General features: G+C 58.0%; 25 protein-coding genes. 10 read left to right on the top strand and 15 right to left on the bottom strand.

The genetic code is table 11. The features are described from left to right. Nucleotides 1-68 precede the first annotated feature (68 nt). Nucleotides 69-311 carry a sulfurtransferase TusA gene (gene tusA / locus ACWKX3_RS15205; RefSeq protein WP_042321664.1) on the bottom strand — a complete coding sequence of 81 codons (243 nt, stop codon included), beginning with the start codon at nt 309-311 and terminating at the stop codon, nt 69-71. A gap of 166 nt (nt 312-477) precedes the next feature. Between tusA and ACWKX3_RS15200 the strand changes: the two genes are divergently transcribed. Further along, nucleotides 478-1,143, top strand: coding sequence for a 7-cyano-7-deazaguanine/7-aminomethyl-7-deazaguanine transporter (locus tag ACWKX3_RS15200; RefSeq protein WP_088209247.1), 666 nt, complete (start codon nt 478-480; stop codon nt 1,141-1,143). Between the two features lie 72 nt (nt 1,144-1,215). After that, nucleotides 1,216-1,773, top strand: coding sequence for a DcrB family lipoprotein (locus ACWKX3_RS15195; RefSeq protein WP_006177958.1), 558 nt, complete (start codon nt 1,216-1,218; stop codon nt 1,771-1,773). A 3-nt stretch (nt 1,774-1,776) separates the two neighbouring features. On the opposite strand, the gene ACWKX3_RS15190 is transcribed toward ACWKX3_RS15195, so the two are convergent. Further along, a complete protein-coding gene (locus ACWKX3_RS15190; protein ID WP_454542047.1) occupies nt 1,777-2,994 on the bottom strand; it encodes an MFS transporter in 1,218 nt (405 codons plus the stop codon). A 142-nt stretch (nt 2,995-3,136) separates the two neighbouring features. Here ACWKX3_RS15190 and ACWKX3_RS15185 point away from each other — a divergent pair, with 142 nt between their 5' ends. Both ACWKX3_RS15185 and acpT read left to right on the top strand, forming a co-directional pair. Beyond that, on the top strand, nt 3,137-4,186 hold the full coding sequence (locus tag ACWKX3_RS15185; RefSeq protein ID WP_006177963.1) for an AI-2E family transporter: 1,050 nt from the start codon (nt 3,137-3,139) through the stop codon (nt 4,184-4,186). Between the two features lie 102 nt (nt 4,187-4,288). After that, entirely contained in the window at nt 4,289-4,909 is a 621-nt protein-coding gene (gene acpT / locus ACWKX3_RS15180; protein ID WP_006177964.1) for a 4'-phosphopantetheinyl transferase AcpT, read from the top strand. On the opposite strand, the gene arnF is transcribed toward acpT, so the two are convergent. The 8 genes from arnF to ACWKX3_RS15140 form a co-directional block, all read right to left on the bottom strand. Then, entirely contained in the window at nt 4,866-5,246 is a 381-nt protein-coding gene (gene arnF / locus ACWKX3_RS15175) for a 4-amino-4-deoxy-L-arabinose-phosphoundecaprenol flippase subunit ArnF (protein ID WP_454542046.1), read from the bottom strand. The genes acpT and arnF overlap by 44 nt on opposite strands. After that, entirely contained in the window at nt 5,243-5,581 is a 339-nt protein-coding gene (arnE, locus tag ACWKX3_RS15170; protein ID WP_058609759.1) for a 4-amino-4-deoxy-L-arabinose-phosphoundecaprenol flippase subunit ArnE, read from the bottom strand. Before arnE ends, arnF begins: the two co-directional genes overlap by 4 nt. Then, nucleotides 5,578-7,233, bottom strand: coding sequence for a lipid IV(A) 4-amino-4-deoxy-L-arabinosyltransferase (gene arnT / locus ACWKX3_RS15165; RefSeq protein WP_454542045.1), 1,656 nt, complete (start codon nt 7,231-7,233; stop codon nt 5,578-5,580). Before arnT ends, arnE begins: the two co-directional genes overlap by 4 nt. Continuing rightward, nucleotides 7,230-8,132, bottom strand: coding sequence for a 4-deoxy-4-formamido-L-arabinose-phosphoundecaprenol deformylase (arnD, locus tag ACWKX3_RS15160; RefSeq protein WP_088209253.1), 903 nt, complete (start codon nt 8,130-8,132; stop codon nt 7,230-7,232). The genes arnT and arnD overlap by 4 nt, the downstream gene beginning before the upstream one ends. Continuing rightward, the gene (gene arnA / locus ACWKX3_RS15155) at nt 8,129-10,111 is read right to left on the bottom strand and encodes a bifunctional UDP-4-amino-4-deoxy-L-arabinose formyltransferase/UDP-glucuronic acid oxidase ArnA (RefSeq protein WP_040078205.1); all 1,983 of its coding nucleotides are present in this window, start codon (nt 10,109-10,111) and stop codon (nt 8,129-8,131) included. Before arnA ends, arnD begins: the two co-directional genes overlap by 4 nt. Beyond that, complete coding sequence (gene arnC / locus ACWKX3_RS15150) at nt 10,108-11,091, bottom strand: undecaprenyl-phosphate 4-deoxy-4-formamido-L-arabinose transferase (protein WP_337285805.1); 984 nt, start codon at nt 11,089-11,091, stop codon at nt 10,108-10,110. The genes arnA and arnC overlap by 4 nt, the downstream gene beginning before the upstream one ends. A gap of 1 nt (nt 11,092) precedes the next feature. Next, nucleotides 11,093-12,232 carry a UDP-4-amino-4-deoxy-L-arabinose aminotransferase gene (gene arnB / locus ACWKX3_RS15145; RefSeq protein WP_454542044.1) on the bottom strand — a complete coding sequence of 380 codons (1,140 nt, stop codon included), beginning with the start codon at nt 12,230-12,232 and terminating at the stop codon, nt 11,093-11,095. Nucleotides 12,233-12,556: 324 nt separating this feature from the next. Next, nucleotides 12,557-13,063: a phenolic acid decarboxylase gene (locus ACWKX3_RS15140; RefSeq protein ID WP_006177976.1), complete on the bottom strand. Its 507-nt coding sequence runs from the start codon at nt 13,061-13,063 to the stop codon at nt 12,557-12,559. 99 nt (nt 13,064-13,162) lie between these two features. Between ACWKX3_RS15140 and ACWKX3_RS15135 the strand changes: the two genes are divergently transcribed. Beyond that, nucleotides 13,163-14,023, top strand: coding sequence for a LysR family transcriptional regulator (locus ACWKX3_RS15135; RefSeq protein WP_006177977.1), 861 nt, complete (start codon nt 13,163-13,165; stop codon nt 14,021-14,023). Between the two features lie 54 nt (nt 14,024-14,077). Next, nucleotides 14,078-14,872, top strand: coding sequence for an SDR family NAD(P)-dependent oxidoreductase (locus ACWKX3_RS15130; RefSeq protein ID WP_101738441.1), 795 nt, complete (start codon nt 14,078-14,080; stop codon nt 14,870-14,872). A 5-nt stretch (nt 14,873-14,877) separates the two neighbouring features. Here ACWKX3_RS15130 and ACWKX3_RS15125 read toward each other — a convergent pair whose 3' ends face one another. Further along, nucleotides 14,878-15,405 carry an NlpC/P60 family protein gene (locus tag ACWKX3_RS15125; RefSeq protein ID WP_006177980.1) on the bottom strand — a complete coding sequence of 176 codons (528 nt, stop codon included), beginning with the start codon at nt 15,403-15,405 and terminating at the stop codon, nt 14,878-14,880. A 240-nt stretch (nt 15,406-15,645) separates the two neighbouring features. On the opposite strand from ACWKX3_RS15125, the gene ACWKX3_RS15120 reads away from it, so the two are divergent. Continuing rightward, entirely contained in the window at nt 15,646-16,305 is a 660-nt protein-coding gene (locus ACWKX3_RS15120; protein WP_006177982.1) for an HAD family hydrolase, read from the top strand. 69 nt (nt 16,306-16,374) lie between these two features. Here the strand turns inward: ACWKX3_RS15120 and ACWKX3_RS15115 are convergent, their stop codons facing one another. Together ACWKX3_RS15115 and ACWKX3_RS15110 are read right to left on the bottom strand one after the other, a co-directional pair. Then, on the bottom strand, nt 16,375-17,400 hold the full coding sequence (locus ACWKX3_RS15115; RefSeq protein ID WP_006177983.1) for a TerC/Alx family metal homeostasis membrane protein: 1,026 nt from the start codon (nt 17,398-17,400) through the stop codon (nt 16,375-16,377). 19 nt (nt 17,401-17,419) lie between these two features. After that, complete coding sequence (locus tag ACWKX3_RS15110) at nt 17,420-18,613, bottom strand: BaiN/RdsA family NAD(P)/FAD-dependent oxidoreductase (RefSeq protein WP_088209256.1); 1,194 nt, start codon at nt 18,611-18,613, stop codon at nt 17,420-17,422. Between the two features lie 229 nt (nt 18,614-18,842). On the opposite strand from ACWKX3_RS15110, the gene pitA reads away from it, so the two are divergent. Both pitA and ACWKX3_RS15100 read left to right on the top strand, forming a co-directional pair. After that, entirely contained in the window at nt 18,843-20,342 is a 1,500-nt protein-coding gene (gene pitA / locus ACWKX3_RS15105) for an inorganic phosphate transporter PitA (protein WP_006177986.1), read from the top strand. Between the two features lie 172 nt (nt 20,343-20,514). Continuing rightward, nucleotides 20,515-20,952 carry a hypothetical protein gene (locus tag ACWKX3_RS15100; protein WP_400407868.1) on the top strand — a complete coding sequence of 146 codons (438 nt, stop codon included), beginning with the start codon at nt 20,515-20,517 and terminating at the stop codon, nt 20,950-20,952. A 42-nt stretch (nt 20,953-20,994) separates the two neighbouring features. On the opposite strand, the gene uspB is transcribed toward ACWKX3_RS15100, so the two are convergent. Continuing rightward, entirely contained in the window at nt 20,995-21,330 is a 336-nt protein-coding gene (gene uspB, locus ACWKX3_RS15095; RefSeq protein WP_006177990.1) for a universal stress protein UspB, read from the bottom strand. A 283-nt stretch (nt 21,331-21,613) separates the two neighbouring features. Between uspB and uspA the strand changes: the two genes are divergently transcribed. After that, nucleotides 21,614-22,051, top strand: a complete 438-nt coding sequence (uspA, locus tag ACWKX3_RS15090; protein WP_003861223.1) for a universal stress protein UspA — start codon at nt 21,614-21,616, stop codon at nt 22,049-22,051. A 90-nt stretch (nt 22,052-22,141) separates the two neighbouring features. Here the strand turns inward: uspA and rsmJ are convergent, their stop codons facing one another. Continuing rightward, the gene (gene rsmJ, locus ACWKX3_RS15085) at nt 22,142-22,894 is read right to left on the bottom strand and encodes a 16S rRNA (guanine(1516)-N(2))-methyltransferase RsmJ (protein WP_006177991.1); all 753 of its coding nucleotides are present in this window, start codon (nt 22,892-22,894) and stop codon (nt 22,142-22,144) included. Nucleotides 22,895-22,896: the final 2 nt, after the last annotated feature.

Here is a 22,896-nt window from a genome sequence, read left to right as displayed (position 1 = left end):
AGTGCGAAATAATGAAACGACGGTTTAAAATAGTGCTCGCCCTCTCACTGTGCGAGAGGGCCGGGGGGTTATCCCTTACGAAGCAGATACCGATATGGCAGGGCCTGGGTTTCCTGCGCCACCAGTTCGTGCTCCATGAAGGTACAAAAACCGGGGATATCGCGGGTGGTGGCCGGGTCATCGGCGATGATCAGCAGCGTTTCGCCGGTCTGCATGTTGCGTACGGTTTTGCGCACCATCATGACAGGTTCCGGGCAGCGGAGGCCCTGGGCATCAAGGGTATGGTCTGGGCTGGCGAACAGGTCGGTCATAATCTTCTCAAGGCTAAAAAAACGGCTGTAGTTTACGCCCCGCTGCCCGCATTGCAAACAGGTTAACGATTGCGTGAAAATTAGCCATTGCAAAGTCCTGTCAAAGCAGTATGATGCGGCGGTTTTTATTGGGTTCCCTCACCCCAACGTTCAAAAAGGTCACAATATGACGCAGTTTTCTCAATCGCAGCGCGTAAAAGCGTTGTTCTGGCTTTCGCTTTTTCATCTGGTGGTGATCACCTCCAGCAACTATCTGGTGCAGCTCCCTATCTCCATTTTTGGTTTCCATACCACCTGGGGCGCGTTCAGCTTTCCGTTTATTTTCCTCGCCACCGATTTAACCGTGCGGATCTTTGGCGCACCGCTGGCACGCCGCATTATTTTCGCGGTTATGCTTCCGGCGTTGTTCATTTCGTACGTTATCTCCTCCCTGTTTTACATGGGAAGCTGGCAGGGCGTTGAGGCGCTGACGCACTTCAACCTGTTTGTCGCGCGTATCGCCGCCGCCAGCTTTATGGCCTACGCCCTGGGGCAGATCCTCGACGTGCACGTCTTTAACCGCTTGCGTCAGAACCACCGCTGGTGGATGGCCCCTACCGCGTCGACGCTGTTCGGCAACGTTAGCGACACGCTGGCCTTCTTCTTCATCGCCTTCTGGCGCAGCCCGGACGCGTTCATGGCCGCGCACTGGATGGAGATCGCCCTGGTGGACTACTGCTTCAAAGTGCTGATCAGCATTGTGTTCTTCCTGCCGATGTACGGCGTGCTGTTGAATATGCTGTTGAAAAGGCTGGCAGATAAATCTGAAATCTCCGCATTGCAGGCAGGTTAAGGGTTCGCTTTATCAGTTGTGATAAGATGGACGAATGAGCCGCTATGGCCGTTTATCGAAAGGAAGAAGTCAATGCGCAATCTGGTTAAATATGTCGGGATTGGCCTGCTGGTTGTGGGTCTTGCAGCCTGTGATAACAGCGACACGAAAACGCCTGCTCAGGGCGCGTCCGCAGAAAGCAACGCCACCGGTCAGCCGGTGAGCCTGCTGGACGGCAAACTCAGTTTCTCTCTGCCCGCGGATATGACCGATCAGAGCGGCAAGCTGGGTACCCAGGCGAACAACATGCACGTCTATTCCGATGCCACCGGGCAGAAAGCCGTGATTGTGATTGTGGGCGACGACACCAGCGAAGATCTGGCCGTGCTGTCTAAACGTCTGGAAGACCAGCAGCGCAGCCGCGACCCGCAGCTCCAGGTTGTGACCAACAAGTCTATCGACCTGAAAGGCCACACGCTGCAGCAGCTGGACAGCATCATCTCGGCGAAAGGCCAGACCGCCTACTCGTCTGTGGTGCTCGGCAAGGTGGATAACAAACTGCTGACCATCCAGATAACCCTGCCAGCGGACGACCAGCAGAAAGCGCAGACCGCCGCAGAAAACATCATCAATACCCTCGTGATCCAGTAAGTTTCACGAAGAGGACGTGGCCTCCGGTGCCTGCATCGGGGGCCATTTTTTTAGCCGCCACGTCAGCAGCAGCGCGACAGCCACCAGCCCCGCTGCCGCCAGATAGATCACCGGCACCCCCGCCCACGCCATCACCAGCCCGGCCAGCGGCCCGGTAATGCCAAGAGACATATCCATAAACACCGTGTAGGTTGCCAGCGCTGCCCCCTGGTTTTGCTGCGGCACCGCTTTCACCGCCACCACGCCCAGCGCCGGGAAGACCAGCGAGAAGCCCGCGCCCGCGAGGAAAACGCCCATTTTCGCCACCCACGGTGCGCTGGCGAACCCGGTCAACAGCAGCCCGATAAACTCCACCGCAAAGCAGATCATCGCCACGTTCAGCCCGCCCAGGCGGTTAATGCCGTTCGGGAAGAGTAAGCGTGTGCCCACAAACGCACAGCTGAACAGGGTGAGCGCAAAGGCCGCGCCGTCCCAGCCTTTAGCATCGTAGAACAGGGTGATAAAGGTGGCGATGACCCCGAATCCCGCCGAGGCCAGCGCAAGCGCCATCCCGTACGGCCACACGCGCCCCAGCACCGCGCGAAACGGCAGCGGCTTGCCTTTGCTGGCCTTGACCTTCGGGCGCGGCAGCGCGAGCACAATCGCCAGCAGCGCCACCGCCATGATGGTTATCGCCAGACCATACAGCCCGCCCCAGGCGTAGCACACCACGCCCAGCGGCGCGCCGATCGCCATCGCGCCATAGGTCACAATCCCGTTCCAGGAGATAACGCGCCCGATATGCGGTGCGCCGACCACGCCAACGCCCCACAGCGTCGAGCCGGTGCCCGCCAGGCTTTGCCCGATGCCTAAAATGACGCGCCCCAGGCAGAGCAGCACCAGGCTCACCAGCGGCAGATGGCTGGTGGTGGCCGCCAGAAAATAGCTCAGCCCGCTTAAAAAGCAGCCGCACAGCCCCACCACAACAATGCTTTTTGGCCCAAACAGATCGGCATAACGCCCGGCATGCGGACGGCTCATCAGCGTGGCGAAATATTGCAGGCTAATCACCAGCCCCGCCCAGAAGGCGCTGAACCCCATCACCTCATGGACGTAGCCCGGCAGAACCGCCAGCGGCAGGCCAATGGTCAGATAGCTGGCGAAGTTGAAAATAACAACAGAAACAATGCGCAGATTGAGGCGCAATCCGCTTAGCGCCGGTTCGGCGGCAGGTTCGGGCATGACGGTCTACCAGAGTTTTGCAACAGTGTTTCACTATTACCATGACGGGATGAGAAAATCAGCAGCGACTTTCAGATTATCGACCCAGACGAAGCGCCTGCGCCGCACTACACTTAGCGTGCAACCACATTAAGGAAAACCCATGTTAACCACCCAGCCCGACAAAGCGGGTTTACACATTCTCCTCAAACTCGCCTGTCTGGTGGTGATCCTTGCGGGGATCCACGCGGCCGCCGATATTCTTGTCCAGCTCCTGCTGGCGCTTTTTTTTGCCATCGTTCTCAACCCGCTGGTGACGTGGTTTTTACGCCGGGGAGTCAGTCGCCCGGTCGCCATCACCATTGTGGTGATTGTGATGTTGATTGTCCTGACGGCCCTGTTTGGCGTGCTTGCCGCGTCGCTAAGTGAATTCTCCACCATGCTGCCGCAATACAACAAAGAGCTGACGCGCAAGCTGGTCGACCTGCAACGAATGATGCCGTTTATCAACCTGCATATCTCGCCGGAACGGATGCTGCGCCGGATGGATTCCGAGAAGGTAATGACCTACGCCACCACGCTGATGACCGGCCTGTCCGGCGCGATGGCCAGCATTTTGCTGCTGGTCATGACGGTGGTATTCATGCTCTTTGAAGTCCGCCATGTTCCCTACAAACTGCGCTTTGCGCTGAATAACCCGCAGATCCACATCGCTGGCCTGCACCGCGCGTTAAAAGGCGTCTCTAAATATCTGGCGCTGAAAACCTTGCTGAGCCTCTGGACCGGGGTGATCGTCTGGCTGGGGCTGGTGTTGCTGGACGTGCAGTTCGCGTTGATGTGGGGCGTGCTGGCGTTTCTGCTGAACTACGTGCCCAACATTGGCGCGGTGCTCTCCGCCGTGCCGCCCATGATCCAGGCATTTTTATTTAATGGCTTTTATGAATGTATGCTGGTCGGGGCGCTGTTCCTGGCGGTGCACATGGTGCTGGGCAATATCCTGGAGCCGCGCATGATGGGCCACCGGCTGGGCATGTCGACGATGGTGGTGTTTTTGTCGTTGTTGGTCTGGGGATGGCTGCTGGGGCCGGTCGGGATGCTGCTGTCGGTACCGCTTACCAGCGTGTGTAAAATCTGGATGGAGACCACCAACGGCGGCAGTAAACTGGCGATACTGCTCGGACCAGGGCGGCCAAAAAGTCGATTGCCGGGGTAATCCGCTTCCCGGTTAGCTATTGTGAGCAGCAATAGATTATAGTAATGGTTTCGCCGCGCAACTGTGCGGATATCTCTGTTTCGACTGAAGGCCAGACCTCTTATGTACCAGGTTTTTCTGGGAAAAATCTCCTCGCTCAGTACCGATAACTGGGCCGAAGCCCTTACCCGTTATGCCCCTGAGGGCGCACAGCGCGCCCGCTGGCTGGCGGGCCGCGGGCTGCTCTCGCGCCTGTTTGCGCCAGAGCCGTTGCCGGAGATTATCTACAGTGAACAGGGAAAACCGGGCTTTGCCGACCACTACCCGCTGTGGTTCAGCGTCAGCCACTGTGAGGATGATATTGCCCTGATCGTCAGCGATGAAGGTGACGTAGGCTGCTCGCTGGAACATATTCGTGCGCAAGATAACTGGCGGACGCTCGCCAACGCCGTGTTTAGCAGTGCCGAACATGCCGAACTGGAAAATGAAGCGCCGGATAACCAGCTTGCGGCGTTCTGGCGCATCTGGACGCGAAAAGGTGCCATCGTTAAACAGCGCGGCGCGCACTCGTGGCAGATTGTCAGCATCGACAGCGCCGCCCACGCGCTGCATTCGGTCAGCCAGTGTCAGATTGCGTCGCTGAGTCTTGCCGTCTGCACCGCTACCCCTTTTGCGCTTACCGCGGCGGCGGTCCATTCTGTTAACGACGCGTCGGGTGAAAAATTGTCAGCACACCCGCAATAATCAACCCGACGCCGGCCAGCCCGTGCCAGGAAAAGGGTTCGTCCCAGCCGGGGAGCACAATGGCTGCGCCCCACACCAGCACATAGCTGAGGCTCAGCAGAGCATAGGCTTTGCTGAGCGCCAGACGGTGCAGCGCCAGATACCAGCAGCCCATTGATACCACATAGCCCATCAGGCCCAGCACCAGCAAACCGGTGCCCGGCGCACGGTGCCAGAGCGCCGGCATAAATACCGCGAGATCGCTGACGGGGGGCAAGGCCACCATCGCCGCGCGCAGCAGCAGCTGCGCCGCGCTGACCAGAATCACGCTGCATAATGCCCATAACACGCCCTTCACAGGCTTCCTCCCAGCACAATAATCCCGATGATAATCAAGCCCACGCCCAGCCAGTGGCGCGGCGAAATGTGCTCACGCCAGAGGGTTTTTGCCGCCAGCGTCACCCAGACAAAATTGAGGCTCAGCATTGGGTAGGCAATCCCGACCGGCAGATGCTGTAACACCACCAGCCAGACCAGCATCCCGCTGCCCAGCGCCAGCAGCGCAAGGCCAAGCCAGAGCGCACGGTGCGCGCCGCGCCGCCCGGTTGTTGCCGGGCGGGTCGCCTGTTTCTGGCAAAGCTGGCCTGCGCAGCTCAGCAGGCTCGCCAGTATCAGCCCGATCCAGGTCATCATTGCGGGAAATACTGCAAATAAGCCAGGCGGCCCTGAACGTACAGGCTGTCCGGTTCAGGCAGCTTCGCGCGAACAAGATCGTCATTTTTAGACAGCAGAAGCACCAGCGACACCGGCCCCTGCTGGCGATGCTCCTCCAGCCACTGGGCGATCGCCTCGTTGCTCACGAAGCGCCCCTGTGCGTCGGGGTAGTTCAGGCCGTAGCGGAGTTCCCCTGCCTGACCGTAAAGAATGATGTCGTTACGCTTAAGCTCCCAGGCCAGTCCCGACGCCACGCCCACGTTGTTTGCAAGCACGAACCGGCTCTCCTGCAGCGGCACGCGCACGGTCTCGATCAGCGACTGAGGCTGCTTTGAATCCTCCACCTTGCTGGGGACGGCGAACCCAACCAGCAGCGCCAGCCCGGCGGGACAGAGCGCCGCCAGCCACCAGCGCCGCGGGCTGTCGCGCAGGGTGTACATGCCCACCGCCACCCAGACGAGGAACGCCATGACCGCACAGAAAATTTTATACAGCTCAACGGGAGCCCAGACGGGATGCGCTGTCGGCCCCCACGGTGACACCACCAGCGCGGCCACCACGCCAAGCGCGCCGAACGCCAGGTTAATGCCCGCGTTGACGCGCAGCACCCGGACGCTTTTTTCCGCCACGGTGCAGGCATAGCGTGCCATCAGGATCGCCAGAGGCGCGAAGCATGGCAGAATGTAGGTCGGCAGCTTGCCTTTAGCGATGCTGAAGAACAGCAGCGGCATCACCACCCAGCCCAGTAAATACCACCCCTGCCCCGCCTCTTGCCTGTCGCGCCAGCCCAGACGCAGCGCGCCGGGCAGCAGCGCCAGCCACGGCAGGCTACCGGCAATCAGGAACGGCAGGTAATACCAGAACGGCGCTTTATGCTGGGCATCGCTCTGCGCAAAGCGCTGGATATGTTCCACCCAGAAGAAGTAGCGCCAGAAGTCAGGTTCACGGTGCGCAATCGCCAGCCCCCAGGGCAGGACAATCAGCACGCAGCTCAGAACGGCGAGCCAGCCAAACAGCAGCACCTCTTTCCAGCGTTTGTGCACAATCACCCACGGCAGCACGCCGATGACCGGTACCGCCAGGGCGAGAAAGCCCTTGGTCATCACGCCCATGCCGCAGGCCAGCCCCAGCAGCAGATAGCCCGCCGCTTTCCCGCCGGGGCTTTTTGCCTGCGCGGCCAGCCAGAAGCTGCACATCGCGGCCACCAGCCAGAGGGTAATCATCGGGTCCAGCACGGCATAGGTCCCGATACCGTAGACCAGCAGCAGGGTTAAAAAAATCACGCCGGATAACAAGGCGACGCGCTTATCGCGCCAGAGATGCCAGGCCAGCCACATCACCAGCAGCGACGTCAGCCCGGTGGAGAAAATCGATCCGGCGCGAACGGCAAAGTTACCGTCGCCAAACAGCCACTGCCCGATGCTGTTGATCCAGTATCCGGCAATCGGTTTTTCGAAGTAGCGAAGCCCCAGAAAATGCGGCACCACCCAGTCGCCCGAGGCCAGCATTTCGCGGCTGATTTCCGCGTAGCGCGTTTCGTCTGGCTGCCACAGCAGGCGCAGATCGACCGGAATGAGGTAGTAAACGATAAACAGGGCAAGAAGTGCTGCGCCATAACGGGCTGTTTTCATAGTCCCGAACTCACGGTTTGTTGATAGCCAAGCCAGCCTTCCCGGCCAGCCATTTCACGACGAACGATTTTGCCGGGCGGCAGGCTCTGGAGGTCGTCCGGTAACAGCGCGCTCAGCGGGCAAAACTGAATGCCCTCCCGCGCCGCCATCGTCAGGAGCGCATCGAAATCCTGCTGATACGCAATGCCTTCGACCTCAGCGTGAATGGTGTAGACCGGCGTCCCGGCATCGCGATGCATGGCGTCCAGAATGAAGCGATTAAAGCCGTCGGCACTGACCTCGCGCCCGACCACCTCGTCCCAGGTGGGAAGCGTGACCGGGATTTGCACGGTGCCGAAGCGGTTCTCGCCTAACAGCGGCAAAAACGGCCCGGTGCCCCGGCAGTCGCTGTTGTAGTGAAAGGCGAACGGTTCTTTGGCTTTCACCACCCGCTGATCGGCCCGCCACCCGGCCACCGCCGAGCAGCGAACAGGCTGGCCGGTAATCGCTTCCAGCTCCAGCATGCCGCGATCCACCTCGCGCGTCAGACGCGGTATGTCCCAGACCCCGGCCCATGCCTGCCAGGCGTGGTGATCCCAGGCGTGAAGCCCCACCTCATGATCGCGCGCGGCGTCGCGGATAACCGCTTCATTGCCTGCCCCGATACGTCTGCCGGGCCAGGCGGTGCCGGCCAGTAAAATATCCCAGCCGTAGAGAGAGGCCGCGCGCGAACGCAGCATTTTGAACAGAAAGGCCGGTTTAACCAGGCGCCACAGGTGACGCCCCATGTTGTCTGGCCCGACGCTGAAGAAAAAGCTGGCCTGCACGCCGTGCTTGTTCAACAGCGCCAGCAGCCGTGGCACGCCGTCACGCGTGCCGCGAAAGGTGTCGACATCAATGCGTAAACCGACTTTTTTCATGAGGCCTGTTCCGATAGCTCCACGGTGCGCAGGAAGAAATCGAGCGTTTCATCAATGGTTTGTTCCATCTGAATGGTCGGCGTCCAGTTCAGACAACGCTTCGCATTGCGGATGCTGGGCTTGCGGTGCTCAACGTCCTGATAGCCTTTGCCGTAATAGCTGCTGCTTTCCACTTCGCGGAAGCCTGCAAACGGCGGGAAGCGATCGCGCAGCGGGTGGCGCTCAAAGCTCGCCAGCAGCATCTCGGCCAGCTCACGAATGCTCGCTTCGTTATCCGGATTACCGATGTTGATGATCTCGCCGTTGCAGCGGTTATCTTTGTTTTCAATGATGCGGAACAGCGCCTCGATGCCGTCGCTGATATCGGTGAAGCAGCGCTTCTGCTTACCGCCTTCAATCAGCTTGATAGGCGACCCTTCCACCAGGTTAAGGATCAGCTGGGTGATGGCGCGCGAGCTGCCGATGCGCGCCGCGTTGAGATTGTCCAGACGCGGCCCCATCCAGTTAAACGGACGGAACAGGGTAAAGCGCAGCCCCGCTTTTTCGCCGTAGGCCCAGATCACGCGGTCCAGCAGCTGTTTGGACACCGAGTAGATCCAGCGCTGCTTGTTGATCGGCCCGACCACGAGGTTCGAGGTGTCTTCGTCGAAGTTGTTGTCGGTGCACATGCCGTACACTTCCGAGGTCGACGGGAAGATGATGCGTTTATCGTATTTCACGCAGTCGCGGATAATCTTCAGGTTTTCTTCGAAGTCCAGCTCGAACACGCGCAGCGGGTTACGGGTGTACTCGATCGGGGTCGCAATCGCCACCAGCGGCAGCACCACGTCGCATTTCTTAATGTGATATTCGATCCACTCGGAGTGGATACTGATATCCCCCTCGACGAAGTGAAAACGCGGGTTGTCGAGGAAGCGGCCGATCGCATCGGATCCAATGTCCAGACCGTAGATCTCGTAATTGTCGTCCCTGAGCAGGCGCTCGGTCAGGTGGTTGCCGATAAAACCGTTCACCCCAAGGATTAACACGCGCGTGCGGCGCTTAATAGCGACAACCGGCGCGCTGGTGATCAGTGCCCCGGCAACCAGACCGAGCGACTGCGCCAGCTGCGCGCCCTGCACGTACAGGCCGCTGTCGGTTTGCCCGGTGACGATCTCCAGCGCCTGCTCGCCGCAGCTGATGATCAGCGGCGAGGCGGAGACAACGGTGCCCGGCCTGGCGGCAGGAATATCGTCACGCACCCGGGATTTCCAGACGATAAATTTGCTGACCCCGGCGAAGCTGTACGCCCCCGGCCACGGGTCGGTCACGGCGCGCACCAGGTTGTGCAGCTGTCGCGCCGGTTTATGCCAGTCCAGACGCCCGTCTTCCGGGGTGCGGCGGCCAAAGCAGCTGGCCTTGCTCTCGTCCTGGGCGATTTCGCTGAAGGAGCCGTTCAGAAGCGTCGGTAACGTATCACGCAACAGCGTTTGCGCCGCAGCACAGAGCTTATGATGGAGTTCCAGGGCGGTATCGTCAGGGCCAATGGCCACACGCTGCTGCGCGACGATCGCCCCGGCATCGGCGCGGTTGACCATGCGGTGCAGGGTCACGCCGGTTTCCGTTTCGCCGTTAACCAGCACCCAGTTCAGGGGTGCGCGGCCGCGATAGGCAGGCAGCAGGGAGCCGTGAAGATTAAACGCCCCGTTTGTCGCCACGCTCAGGATCTCGTCGCACAGCAGGCTGCGGTAGTAGAACGAGAAGATCATCTCCGGGGCGATCTTGCGGATGCGGTCAACCCACAGCGGATGGTTTACGTCATCCGGGGCGTAAACCGGGATGCCGCGCTCGGCCGCAATACGCGCCACCGACCCGAAGAAGGTGTTTTCACCGACGGTATCCGGATGCGTAAAAATGGCAGCAATGTCATAGCCTGCTTCCAGCAGGGCCAGTGTGCCCGTGCACCCCATATCGTGATAGGCAAAGACGACAGCTTTCATGGGTGTTTTTCCTCTTGAGACGCTTTGTGTTCCTGACGGACAACACGTTGAATAAAGTAGCGCGGACGCGCGCGAACATCGTTGTAGATTCGGCCGATATACTCACCCAGCAGCCCCATACCGATAAACTGGGCGCCGATGAACGTAAACAGCACGGCAAATAGCATAAAGACCCCTTCCGCTGCCCACTGCGGGCCAAAGACCAGACGCAGAACGACCAGCAACACGGAAAGCGCAAACCCGGCGAGCGCAATCACGCTGCCGAAGACGCTCAGCAGACGCAGCGGCGTGGTGGTCAGGCAGGTGATCAGGTCGTACATCAGGTTGATCAGACGCATGAAGCTGTACTTCGACTCCCCGTGCTCGCGCTCGGCGTGCAGCACCGGGATCTCCGTGGCCTTACGGGCAAAGGTGTTCGCCAGAATGGGAATGAACGTGCTGCGCTCGTGGCAGTGCAGCATGGCGTCGACAATATGGCGGCGATAGGCGCGCAGCATGCAGCCGTAATCGCCCATCGCCTTGCCGGTGGTGCGCTGGATCAGGCGGTTGATGGTGCGTGACGCCAGCTTGCGGAAAAGACTGTCCTGGCGGTTCTGCCGCACGGTGCCAACCACGTCATAACCTTCATCGGCTTTGGCAACCAGGCGCGGGATCTCCTCCGGCGGGTTTTGCAGGTCGGCATCCAGAGTGATGACCAGATCGCCCGTCACGTGGCTGAAGCCGGCCATGATCGCCGAGTGCTGGCCGTAGTTACGGTTCAGCAGCACGGCGACAATGTGGCTCCCCGGCTCGTTCGCGGCGTCGGAGAGCATGTGGGCGGAGTCGTCGCTGCTGCCGTCATCCACCAGTAAAATTTCGTATGCCTTGCCCAGCGTCTCGCAGGCAGCCGTGGTGCGGCGCAGAAGCTCAGGCAGGCTCTCCTGTTCGTTATAGACCGGGATCACCACGGAAACTTTCTGTACGGTCGGGGCGCTGAACATATCAATGTCCTGCAAGCTGATGGAGCGCGGTAATGACGCGGGTTGTGTCGTCATGGGTCATGTCCGGGAAAAGAGGGAGGGAACAAATGCGCGCGCTATTCCATTCGGCGTTCGGCAGTGAGACATCCGGGAAACGCTCGCGGTAGTATTTTTGCGTGTGTGCCGCGCGAAAGTGCAGGCCGGTGCCAATGCCCTTCTCTTTCAGCGCGGCCATCAGGCCATCGCGGGATATCCCACAGCGCGCTTCATCCACGCGAATGATAAACAGGTGCCAGGCATGCAAGTGCTGCCACGCCGGAATGCGCAGCGGCTGGAAGGGCGTATCAGAGAGTTCATGCAGGTAGCGGTCGGCAATGTCGCGGCGACGTCGGTTAGCCTCCCCGAGCTTGCCCAGCTGCACCAGCGCCAGCGCGGCGTTGATATCCGCCAGGTTGTATTTGAAGCCGGGGGTAATGACCTCCGCCTGCGGCGCGCGGCCATGGGTCTGCCGGTCATAGGCATCCACGCCCAGGCCGTGAAACTTCAGGCTGCGGATGCTCTGCGCCAGCTGTTCATCGTCCGTGACCACCAATCCGCCCTCGGCGCAGGTCATGTTTTTGATGGCGTGGAAGGAGAAGATCGCCGTGCCCTGATGGCCGACGTGCTGGCTTTTGTAGTAGGTTCCTGCGGCGTGTGCGGCGTCTTCCACCACCGGAATACCGTGGCGTTCAGCGATGGCACGGATCCCGTCGATATCACACGGCGCGCCGGCATAATGGACCGGCACAATCGCTTTGGTACGGGGCGTTATCGCCGCCTCGACCGCCTGCGGCGTGACCATCAGCGTATCCCGGTCGACATCGATCATCACTGGCGTCGCGCCCAGCAGAACGATCATGTTCAGCGTCGACACCCAGGTCAGCGAAGGGGTGATCACCTCGTCGCCGGGGCCAATGCCCAGCGCCATCAGCGTAACGTGCATCCCGGCGGTGGCGGAGCTGACGGCGATAGCGTGGCGGTTGCCCGTCAGCGTGCAAAATGCCTCTTCAAGCGCCTGGTTTTTGGGGCCTGTGGTGATCCAGCCAGAGGTTAATACCTCCTGCAGCGCCGCTAATTCCTCCGGCCCCATCGACGGGCGGGAAAAAGGCAAGAAATCACTCATCTTTAATTTCCTTGAGATGTGAAAAGCTTTTTTTGGATATTAACCAAAAGCCGGTCCGTTTATTTCAACGAACCATAAACTCATCTCAAGGTAATGCTGATTTCTTAGGAAAAAATTAAGAAGGGCGTTATTTAAAGGCGGGAATTCAATTTAAACCACTAGTAAACAATAACTTAGTATTAATATGAATTATTTAATTTGTGCGCTGCGTTAACATTTGAAAATATTTTCCTAAACCGAAGGTCAACCAATAAAAGAAAATCCCGGCCATTTGAATAAATAACAAATGCGCCGGGAACTTTTCATTTACGTTAATTGTCGCGCTTAGTTTAAATTAGCGGGAAAGTTTTCTGGCAGCTCGCTGGCCGCGCAGGCAATAACGCTGTCATCATTTGGACCACAGTCTCGCACAAAGGTGATGGTCGCAAATTCATCGATAACCTCGGTCGGATAGGCCGGGCCGGCATCACGGTAGGCATTCATCTCTGGAATGTGATCGTTCTGGAAGCAGACGGTTTTTTCCGGATTATTCATCACCCAGCGTGGGAAGAAGATGGTGCCGTGGAACAATTTGTCGCCCAGGTTCGCAATCAGGCTGACGTCGGTACCGGTAGGTTCGGTCCAGGAGATTTTGTAGATGCTTTCCCCAACACGGACGATATACGCCTGCTGATCTTTAACCCAGCGGTTGCCCACCAGACCGCTGTGGATACGGTAGTCGAGGGTATTTTCGTTTTTGACGTAAATTTCGTAGTTCCAGCCGTTATCGTAGGTATAGACCAGGTGTTTACCCACAAAGCCGCTTAAGTCGTGTTTGTCGAAGTTGCTCATAATGTGTCTCCTTTGTTTTGATGAACGTATCGTACCCCTTTAAAAATTAAATGAATAACGCTATGTTTGAATCAAATTAATTCAAAATTTAGATGAGTTATGCACAAGACAACGCTTGAACAGTGGTCATTACTGGAAAAAGTGGTGGAAGCCGGCAGCTTTGCCAAAGCGGCAGAGCTGACAAACCGCAGCCAGTCATCCGTCAGCTACAACCTCTCTTTACTGCAGGAGCGCATCGGCGTGGCGCTGCTGGTGGCGGAAGGGAGACGGGCCGTATTGACGCCCGCCGGGGAGCAGCTGCTGAGCCAGGTGAAACCCCTGCTTAAAGGCTTTACCTACCTGGAGACGCGCGCGGCCACCCTGCGTAGCGGAATGCGCACCCGCATCGACTTAATGGTAGACAGTATTTTCCCCCGCCGCCGCCTGTTTGCCATTTTGCGTCAGTTCCAGCAGCGCTATCCGCACACGCAGGTCCGGCTGACCGAGGTGCTGGAAAATGCCAGCATTGACGTGGCCGCCAGTGAAGCCGACATCATGGTGTTAACACGTCGTCAGGACATCACCGGGCTGGGCGAATGGCTGATGAACATCGATTTTGTCGCCGTCGCCCATCGTGACCATCCGCTGTTTACCCTCGACGCACCGCTGAACGATGACATGCTGCGCCCGTGGCCGCTGATCCAGATTGCCGATAGCCACACGGCGGCGCGGGACACGGGCGGCTCCTGGACCTTCTCCACTATCGATGCCGCCATCGAAGCGGTGATTTCGCAGGTGGGCTACGGCTGGCTGCCGGAGGAGCGCATCCAGACCCAGCTTGAACAGGGGGTGCTTAAAACGCTGCCGCTTAGCCACGGCGTGCGTCGCGCCACGCCGCTGCATCTGATTGTGAAACGCACGCTCACGCCGCTGGACGAGCAGGTCGAGACGCTGCTGCGCCTTTTTAGCCCGGCTCCGTAAATTGCACCTGCTACGCTTTAAGGTCTGAATGTTGATAACGATAAGGAGCCGATAATGAAAATCGATTTTGCGGGGAAAGTGGCGCTGGTCACCGCCTCAACGGGTGGAATTGGGTTTGCCATCGCCCGGGGGCTGGCTGAAAGCGGCGCAGAGGTGATCGTTAACGGCCGGAGCACCGAGTCGGTCAACCAGGGAATTCAGGCGCTCCAGCAGGTGGTGCCGGGCGTACAGGTTCGCGCGGCGATTGCCGACCTCAGCACGCAGGAAGGCGTCGATAGCCTTCTGAAGGTGGCCCCGAGCGTCGATATTCTGGTGAATAACGCGGGCATTTACGGGCCGCAGGATTTTTATTCCACCGACGACGATACCTGGGAACGCTACTGGCAAACCAACGTGATGTCCGGCGTGCGCCTTGCGCGTGCCCTGCTGCCGGGCATGGTGCAGAAAGGCTGGGGCCGCGTGGTGTTTATCTCATCGGAATCCGCCCGCAATATTCCGGCAGACATGATCCACTATGGCGTAACCAAAACGGCGCAGCTCTCGCTGGCGCGCGGGCTGGCAAAATTTGTTGCGGGAAGCGGCGTGACGGTAAACAGCGTTCTGCCTGGCCCGACGATGTCGGACGGCTTTGCCGCCATGATGAAAGACGAAATGGAAAAAACGGGCAAATCGCTGGAGCAGCTGGCAAAAGAGTTCGTGATGGCGAACCGCCCCAGCTCGGTTATCCAGCGCGCAGCAACGGTTGAGGAAGTCGCCAGTATGGTGATCTACGTCTGTTCAGAGCAGGCCTCCGCCACCTCCGGCGCCGCGCTGCGCGTGGATGGTGGCGTGGTGGATGACATCCTCTAAAGCCGTCAGGACAGGCTGCCCGCCACCCGGCGGGCGGTAATGTAGCGATCCTGCCAGTAGTTGTCGGTCAGGGTGGAAACTGTCACCCCCTGGCTGCTTGAGGCGTGAATAAACTGGCTGTTGCCAATGTATACCCCAACGTGTCGGCGGTGCGGCCCGGTCTGGAAGAAAACCAGATCGCCGGCTTTCAGGCGGTATTGCGCCACCTGCACGCCACGCTGGATCTGTTCCCCGGTCGTGCGCGGCAGCGTGAGATGCGCCGCGTCGCTGAACAGATGCTGCATCAGTGCCGAGCAATCCACCCCGCGATGCGTCGTGCCCCCCCACCGATACTGTGTCCCTTTCCATTTCTGGTATTGATCGATAATTCGGGAACGTAGCGGCCCTGACGCCTGATGAACCAGCGCCGCACGGGCGGATGACGCCGCAAACGGGCTGTGCGGCAAGAGCATTGACGCAGGCAACTGAAAACTGAAGGCCGAAAACGAAGCAAAGGTTAACGAGAGTACTGAAATAAGATGTTTAAAATTCATAACCAAAAGCAGCAGTGAGTGATTTTTTCCTTACGCGTGGAGGCCAACGACCCCCTGAAAATATCTTTCGATGCGGCGATAATATAGACAGCTCACTTTTTACCCAACGATTATTGGATCCAATTTCGGACAGGCTAACCCTGTCGCAAGATCGAGAAAAAAAGGTATGCGGTTTACGGACTGTGGCGTTAAAACAGGTAAACTAATGAGCAGAATGTGTATTTCAGTTAAGACGTATTTATGACCAATATGATTGCCGACGAGGCCGTAGCCAAGTCCAGCGTCCTCTCAGTCTTTGACTTTGATGGAACATTGACGCACCACGACAGCTTTATCCCCTTCCTGCGTTTCGCGTTTGGTAAGCGTTACTTTGCGGGCCGCCTGGTACGGATGGCGCTTCCTACGCTTCACTGTGTGCGCCGCAGGTTAACGCGTGATGAGCTGAAAGAGGTGCTCATCAGGACGTTCCTGACGGGGGTGGATGAGCGCTGGTTACGCCAGCAGGCGGAGGCGTTTTGCGAAAAATACTGGAACAAGCTGATGCGCCCGGAAGGGGTGATGGCCGTGGCAGCAGAGGTCAATTCGGGTGCGGAAGTGACCATTTGCTCGGCGTCTCCGGCCCTGGTGCTGCAGCCGTGGGCGGACAAGCTCGGCATTAAGCTGATTGGTACTCAGCTTGAAGTGAAAGACGGCAAGCTGACCGGGCGGATCACCGGGCATAACTGCCGCTGTGCGCAGAAGGTCGCGCGCCTGGAAAAAGTGTATGGCAACCTGAGCGACTACCACCTGCGAGCCTGGGGCGATACCCGTGGCGACCACGAACTGCTGGCGGCCGCCCAGGACCCGCACTGGCGGCATTTCCATCACCCGCGCAAGCGTCGCAATTCGCCGATCAAGTAATCTTTGTCGCCGGGTGGCGGCTGCGCCTTACCCGGCCTACGTTAGCATCGCAGGCCGGGTAAGCGAACATCAGGCTTCACGTTTCCCCGGGAACATCACGCTCGCAATAATCCCCAGCGCCAGCACGCCCAATACCACGAACAGGCTGGCCGTCGCGCCAATGCTGTAGCCGTGGTGCCAGAAGTGGTCGGTGGCATTCAGCCCCAGCTTAAACGCCACAAAGAACAGCAGCAGGACAACCGCTTTCTCCAGATGAACCAGGTACTGCTTCAGCGCCTCGAGCACGAAGTAGAGCGTACGCAGGCCCAGAATGGCGAACATCATCGCGCTGTAGATAATCAGCGGCTCACGGCTCACGGCGATGATCGCCGGAACGGAGTCAAACGCGAACATCACGTCGGACAGCTCAACCACCGCCACGCAGAGCAGCAGCGGCGTGGCGTAGCGCTTCGCCTTTTTCACGCGCCCGACCATGACGTCGCGGTTTTCCGGTTTTTCCAGCTCCGCATCCACCTCTTTCTGCGTCAGGATAAATTTGTTGCTGCTGATTTTCGGCCAGACCGGATAAAAACGCTTCACCAGCCGATAGGCCAGATGGCCGGAGTAGTCCTCGACCTCATCGCTCTCTTCGTTGCGTCTGAGCATCATGACCGCCGTCCAGCCGACAACCAGCGCGAAAATCACCTCTACGTATGGCCCCAGGCTCAGCAGGCTGGTGCCGATGGCAACGAAGATCCCGCGGAACACAATCGCCCCCAGCACGCCCCAGTAGAGCACGCGGTGACGGTATTTATCCGGCACGCCGAACCAGGCAAAAATCGCCATCATCACAAACAGGTTATCGACGGAGAGCACCTCTTCCAGCGCGTAACCGGTCAGGAACAGGCTCGCCATCTCCGCACCGTGATGCACATACAGGAACCCGGCGAACGCCATCGCCATCATGACCCAGAAGATGGACCACATCGCGGCGCTTTTCAGTGAGACAGGTTTATCGTGACGGTGCATAAAGAGGTCGATAAACATCGCCCCAACGGCCATCACCACAAAGACAACAACGGTTTCCGTTGGGAAACCGAGATGAGCAGAGGACATACGTCTTTCCTTAAAAAAATTATTCTGCGGCCAGCGCCTGCGCGCAGGCCCAGGCACTTGACCATGCCCACTGGAAGTTATAGCCACCCAGCCAGCCGGTGACATCCACCACTTCGCCGATAAAGTAGAGGCCCTTCACGTCACGCGCCTCCATGGTGCGGGACGATAACCCGTCCGTATCCACGCCGCCAAGCGTCACTTCTGCCGTGCGGTAGCCTTCGGTACCGTTAGGCTGAACGCGCCAGTGGGTCAGCGTGTCGACCAGCGCCTGCTGCTCGCGGCCATTAAGCTGCTTGAGCGACACATCCGGGATTTGCCCCAAAAGCTGCAGGCACTCGACCAGACGCTTCGGTAGCTGCATCGCCAGGGTGTTTTTCAGGCTCTGGTTCGGATGCGCGGCGCGCTGCTCGCTGAGGAAGCTGTCGAGATCGCAGTCCGGCAGCAGATTGACGGTCACGAACTCACCCGGCTGCCAGTAGCTGGAGATCTGCAACACCGCCGGGCCTGATAACCCGCGATGGGTAAAGAGTAGATTCTCGCGGAACATCGTGCCGTTTTCTGCGGTAACAATCGAAGGCACCGAGACGCCAGACAGCGTCTGAAGTTGCTCCAGCAAGGGTTTATGCAGGGTGAACGGAACCAGCCCGGCGCGCGTGGGCAGTACCTTCAGGCCGAACTGCTCGGCCACCTTGTAGCCAAACGGCGATGCGCCCAGACCGGGCATCGACAGGCCGCCGCTGGCGATCACCAGATTGTCAGCGCTAACCGTTTCACCGTTGAGCTGCAGCGTATAGCCCTGCTCGTCACGGGACACCGCCAGCACCTCGGTGCGCAGACGCGTCACCACGCCGCCCTTCTCACACTCGGCCACCAGCATATCGACAATCTGCTGCGCGGAGTCATCGCAGAACAGCTGTCCCAGCGTCTTTTCGTGCCAGGCGATGCCGTGCTTGCCCACCAGGTCGATAAAATCCCACTGGGTGTACCGCGCCAGCGCCGATTTGCAAAAATGACGGTTTTGGCTCAGATAGGCCGCGGGTTCAACGTACAGGTTGGTAAAGTTGCAGCGCCCGCCGCCCGACATCAGGATCTTACGGCCTGGTTTTTTACCGTTATCCAGCAGCAACACGCGACGACCCGCCTGTCCGGCCATTGCCGCACAAAACATACCCGCCGCACCGGCGCCAATTACTACGGCATCAAACCTTTCCACGTCTAAATCCTCATCGTTAACTGCCGCGGATTGTAAAGTTTCCTATGTGGTCACACCAGCGTAAAAAGATATTACAAAGCCATTCCATTGAAATTTAACGAATAACCTTTCTGGCACATTTCTCAAAACAGGTGGTATGTCAAAAAAAGTCTATATTTCACTTTGCCCGTTGCGCATTTGTCCTGGATAATGCGCCGCGTTCATGTCCTCCAAAATGGCGTAACGTCCTATGCTACATTTGTTTGCTGGCCTGGATTTACATACCGGGCTTTTACTCTTGCTTGCTCTGGTTTTTGTACTGTTTTACGAAGCGATCAACGGCTTCCACGACACTGCAAACGCAGTAGCAACGGTTATCTACACTCGCGCAATGCGATCGCAACTGGCGGTTGTTATGGCGGCGGTATTTAACTTTTTTGGTGTCCTCCTGGGCGGACTGAGCGTTGCGTATGCCATCGTGCACATGCTGCCAACGGATCTGCTTCTTAACGTTAGTTCTGGCCATGGTCTTGCCATGGTGTTCTCAATGCTGCTTGCTGCAATTATCTGGAACCTCGGTACCTGGTATTTCGGCCTGCCTGCATCCAGTTCTCACACCCTCATCGGCGCGATTATCGGTATCGGGTTAACCAATGCCCTGATGACCGGTACCTCCGTCGTTGATGCGTTGAATATCCCGAAAGTACTGGGGATTTTTGCCTCGCTGATCGTTTCCCCGATTGTCGGTCTGGTGGTTGCGGGGGGATTAATTTTCATCCTGCGTCGCTACTGGAGCAACACGAAGAAGCGCGCACGTATCCACCTGACGCCAGCAGAGCGTGAAAAGAAAGACGGCAAGAAAAAGCCGCCGTTCTGGACGCGTATTGCCCTGATCATTTCCGCTATCGGCGTGGCATTTTCACACGGTGCGAACGACGGTCAGAAAGGCATTGGTCTGGTGATGCTGGTCCTGATTGGCGTGGCCCCGGCAGGTTTCGTGGTGAACATGAATGCCTCCGGCTACGAAATCACCCGTACCCGTGATGCGGTCAACAACGTTGAAGTTTACTTCCAGCAGCACCCACAGCTGTTGAAGAAAGCGACCGGCGTTGACCAGCTGATCCCTTCTCCGGAAGCGGGCGCAACCACGGCACCTGGCGAGTTCCACTGCCATCCGGCAAACGCAATTAACGCGCTGGAACGTGCAAAAGTTATGCTGGGCGATATCGAAAGTTACGACAAACTGCCGGTAGAACAACGTGGTCAGCTGCGCCGTATCATGCTCTGCATCTCCGACATCACCGATAAAGTGGCGAAGCTGCCGGAAGTGAATGCTGACGACCAGCGTCTGCTGAAGAAACTGAAAGGCGATATGCTCAGCACCATCGAGTACGCGCCAATCTGGATCATCATGGCTGTCGCGCTGGCGCTGGGTATCGGTACGATGATTGGCTGGCGTCGTGTGGCGACCACCATCGGCGAGAAAATCGGTAAGAAAGGCATGACCTATGCGCAGGGGATGTCCGCGCAGATGACGGCGGCAGTTTCTATCGGTCTGGCAAGCTACACCGGTATGCCGGTTTCAACTACCCACGTACTCTCCTCGTCCGTGGCAGGTACCATGATTGTTGACGGCGGCGGTCTGCAGCGCAAAACCGTGACCAACATTCTGATGGCCTGGGTATTCACCCTGCCGGCCTCTATCCTGCTGTCCGGCGGTTTGTACTGGCTTTCGCTCAAGCTGCTGTAATCGGCTTAGAGCGACAAAAAGCGGGTCAGGATACTGACCCGCTTTTTTTATGGCTGTCGGTTTACAGAAAACCTTACAACCCTAAGAAAAACCTGAACATTTTTTGCACATCATTGCCTGTGACGAGTCACTATCATTCCGATCAGGATAAATACTGCATATCGGAGAGTGTATGGCTTCTGTTCCAGGATCACTCAATAAAGAACCATCCAGAGCGGCTATTAAATGGCTTCATCGATTTACCACACTGGCGCTGCTCATTATGGTCATCGGATTCGCATGGCTAAACCATCAGCCCAATCCGCGAGCAAGCGATGAACTTCTCCGTACATATCAAATTTCAAATAGCGTCTGGCTTTATATGACCGTGAACAACCAGGGAGGCGCAACCGTACCTACGATTTATCGATATTATTTGTCGCAGCCGTTACAGGGTAAAAACGCTGACATTGTCCAGGAGCTAGCGACAAAATCGCCAGTTCTGGAGGGAACAGGCAGCATTTCTGAAGCACGGATAAACGATAAAGGCGAGGTAGCCATTACCTACAGTGGTAACGTGTTTTCTCTGCATGAAAACGTATCTGACCTTCGGTTCACGATAAAACCGTGATCACTGGAATAAAGGCGAGGGAACCCCCCGCCTTTCCTGCGCTCAGTGCCAAATCATCAGTGCAACCATACTCACTACAACCAGGCCGCACAGGGCGCTGGTCAGGATGAACTGACGACGCAGGCGTTCGCAGCGACGGATAAATTCGTCATCATGATGGTCGCGATAGCGCTGGTAATAGATATACCCCACCAGACGCATCTGTTTGCTGGGCTGTCCATGCGAGGTGAAGAATCCTCCCCCGTCCACATACTGATAAAGCAACGGATCGCAACCACGAAGTACCACTAATAGCGCACGTAACGATGAGAAGTAGCGCGCCATATTCACTATGCAAACCACGCATAACGCCCAAAACAATGCGACGGTGCTAATCATACATCCTCCCCGGCGCCCGCCCACGAAGAAAGCCTTCTGAGCTACCGCACCCCAATGCCCTGACAGACAGTTCAGTGAAAGAATGACTAAAAGTCGATCCGGTTCGCGTTTTAATATCCGAACGGCTCATTAAATAGTGTAGGAGATCCGTTAATTTTTTTGCCACAAGGTTAATCGTTATCAACACCAAAGCTTGATAATTTTGTTTAACTGGGCCGTAATGAAGGCATCAGACGACGGCTTTCTCTTTTAGTCATCGATAACTTAAGGAAGGAGTAACACTATGGCTTACAAACACATTCTCATCGCGGTAGACCTCTCACCTGAGAGCAAAGTGCTGGTTGATAAAGCGGTATCCATGGCACGCCCTTACAACGCGAAAGTTTCCCTGATTCACGTTGACGTGAATTACTCCGATCTCTATACCGGCCTGATTGACGTGAATCTCGGTGATATGCAAAAACGCATCTCCGAAGAGACACACCATGCCCTGAGCGAGCTGTCCACCAACGCAGGTTACCCTATCACCGAAACCTTAAGCGGTAGCGGCGATCTGGGCCAGGTGCTGGTCGATGCGATTAAGAAATACGATATGGACCTGGTGGTATGCGGTCATCACCAGGACTTCTGGAGCAAGCTGATGTCCTCCGCGCGCCAGCTGATCAACACCGTTCACGTGGATATGTTGATTGTTCCACTGCGTGACGAAGAAGACGAGTAAATGCATAACGCCCGGTGGCGCTCACGCTTACCGGGCCTACAAGCGGCATTGAACGTAGGCCGGGTAAGGCGCAGCCGCCACCCGGCTTTTTTACTCCGGCGTACCGGAATAAATATCGAACCGGTGGCCTTTCGTGGTCACCGCGTTGGTGGTCGCGACATCCGCCAGCGGCGGCGCGTAGTCCGGGCGTTTTACCACCACACGCTTTGTCGCCAGCAGACGAGCAGGCGCCAGCAGGCCATCCGCATCCAAATCCGGCCCCACCAGCGACTGAAACACCCGCATCTCTTTCTTCACCAGCGCACTTTTCTGCTTATGCGGGAACATGGGGTCAAGATAGACTACCTGCGGGCGTGGCGTGATGTCGGTGAGCGCAGTCAGGCTTGAGGCGTGAATCAGCTGCAGGCGCTCCTGCAGCCACGGACCAATCTCCGGGTCGGCATAACCGCGCGCCAGGCCATCGTCCAGAAGCGCGGCCACCACCGGATTGCGTTCCAGCATCCGCACGCGGCACCCGACCGAGGCCAGCACAAAGGCGTCGCGCCCCAGTCCCGCCGTGGCATCCACCACGTCCGGCAGATAACTGCCCTTAATGCCGACCGCTTTCGCCACCGCCTCGCCGCGACCGCCGCCAAACTTGCGCCGGTGCGCCATTGCCCCGCCGACAAAATCGACAAAAATCCCGCCGAGCTTCGGCTCGTCGCGCTTGCGCAGTTCAAGATGCGCAGGCGTCATCACCAGCGCCATCAGGTTCTCTTCATCGTGCTCCAGCCCCCAGCGGGCCGCCAGAACAGATAAGGCGCCGTCTCCGGCGCCTGATTCATCTACTAAGCAGATCTTCACGT

Source organism: Enterobacter sp. UPMP2052, assembly GCF_053709675.1.
Note: the sequence above shows the minus strand (reverse complement) of the source record. Positions and strands in the feature narration are given on the sequence as shown.

What these genes read in the sequence shown, in the direction of transcription:
- tusA (WP_042321664.1), bottom strand. Translation starts at nt 311, where the DNA reads ATGACCGACCTGTTCGCCAGCCCAGACCATACCCTTGATGCCCAGGGC.
- ACWKX3_RS15200 (WP_088209247.1), top strand. Translation starts at nt 478, where the DNA reads ATGACGCAGTTTTCTCAATCGCAGCGCGTAAAAGCGTTGTTCTGGCTT.
- uspB (WP_006177990.1), bottom strand. Translation starts at nt 21,330, where the DNA reads ATGATTAGCACCGTCGCATTGTTTTGGGCGTTATGCGTGGTTTGCATA.
- ACWKX3_RS15120 (WP_006177982.1), top strand. Translation starts at nt 15,646, where the DNA reads ATGACCAATATGATTGCCGACGAGGCCGTAGCCAAGTCCAGCGTCCTC.
- arnT (WP_454542045.1), bottom strand. Translation starts at nt 7,233, where the DNA reads ATGAAAACAGCCCGTTATGGCGCAGCACTTCTTGCCCTGTTTATCGTT.
- ACWKX3_RS15190 (WP_454542047.1), bottom strand. Translation starts at nt 2,994, where the DNA reads ATGCCCGAACCTGCCGCCGAACCGGCGCTAAGCGGATTGCGCCTCAAT.
- pitA (WP_006177986.1), top strand. Translation starts at nt 18,843, where the DNA reads ATGCTACATTTGTTTGCTGGCCTGGATTTACATACCGGGCTTTTACTC.
- ACWKX3_RS15140 (WP_006177976.1), bottom strand. Translation starts at nt 13,063, where the DNA reads ATGAGCAACTTCGACAAACACGACTTAAGCGGCTTTGTGGGTAAACAC.
- arnC (WP_337285805.1), bottom strand. Translation starts at nt 11,091, where the DNA reads ATGTTCAGCGCCCCGACCGTACAGAAAGTTTCCGTGGTGATCCCGGTC.
- acpT (WP_006177964.1), top strand. Translation starts at nt 4,289, where the DNA reads ATGTACCAGGTTTTTCTGGGAAAAATCTCCTCGCTCAGTACCGATAAC.
- arnE (WP_058609759.1), bottom strand. Translation starts at nt 5,581, where the DNA reads ATGATGACCTGGATCGGGCTGATACTGGCGAGCCTGCTGAGCTGCGCA.
- ACWKX3_RS15115 (WP_006177983.1), bottom strand. Translation starts at nt 17,400, where the DNA reads ATGTCCTCTGCTCATCTCGGTTTCCCAACGGAAACCGTTGTTGTCTTT.
- ACWKX3_RS15100 (WP_400407868.1), top strand. Translation starts at nt 20,515, where the DNA reads ATGGCTTCTGTTCCAGGATCACTCAATAAAGAACCATCCAGAGCGGCT.
- arnB (WP_454542044.1), bottom strand. Translation starts at nt 12,232, where the DNA reads ATGAGTGATTTCTTGCCTTTTTCCCGCCCGTCGATGGGGCCGGAGGAA.
- uspA (WP_003861223.1), top strand. Translation starts at nt 21,614, where the DNA reads ATGGCTTACAAACACATTCTCATCGCGGTAGACCTCTCACCTGAGAGC.
- ACWKX3_RS15125 (WP_006177980.1), bottom strand. Translation starts at nt 15,405, where the DNA reads ATGAATTTTAAACATCTTATTTCAGTACTCTCGTTAACCTTTGCTTCG.
- arnD (WP_088209253.1), bottom strand. Translation starts at nt 8,132, where the DNA reads ATGAAAAAAGTCGGTTTACGCATTGATGTCGACACCTTTCGCGGCACG.
- ACWKX3_RS15135 (WP_006177977.1), top strand. Translation starts at nt 13,163, where the DNA reads ATGCACAAGACAACGCTTGAACAGTGGTCATTACTGGAAAAAGTGGTG.
- ACWKX3_RS15130 (WP_101738441.1), top strand. Translation starts at nt 14,078, where the DNA reads ATGAAAATCGATTTTGCGGGGAAAGTGGCGCTGGTCACCGCCTCAACG.
- ACWKX3_RS15185 (WP_006177963.1), top strand. Translation starts at nt 3,137, where the DNA reads ATGTTAACCACCCAGCCCGACAAAGCGGGTTTACACATTCTCCTCAAA.
- ACWKX3_RS15195 (WP_006177958.1), top strand. Translation starts at nt 1,216, where the DNA reads ATGCGCAATCTGGTTAAATATGTCGGGATTGGCCTGCTGGTTGTGGGT.
- arnA (WP_040078205.1), bottom strand. Translation starts at nt 10,111, where the DNA reads ATGAAAGCTGTCGTCTTTGCCTATCACGATATGGGGTGCACGGGCACA.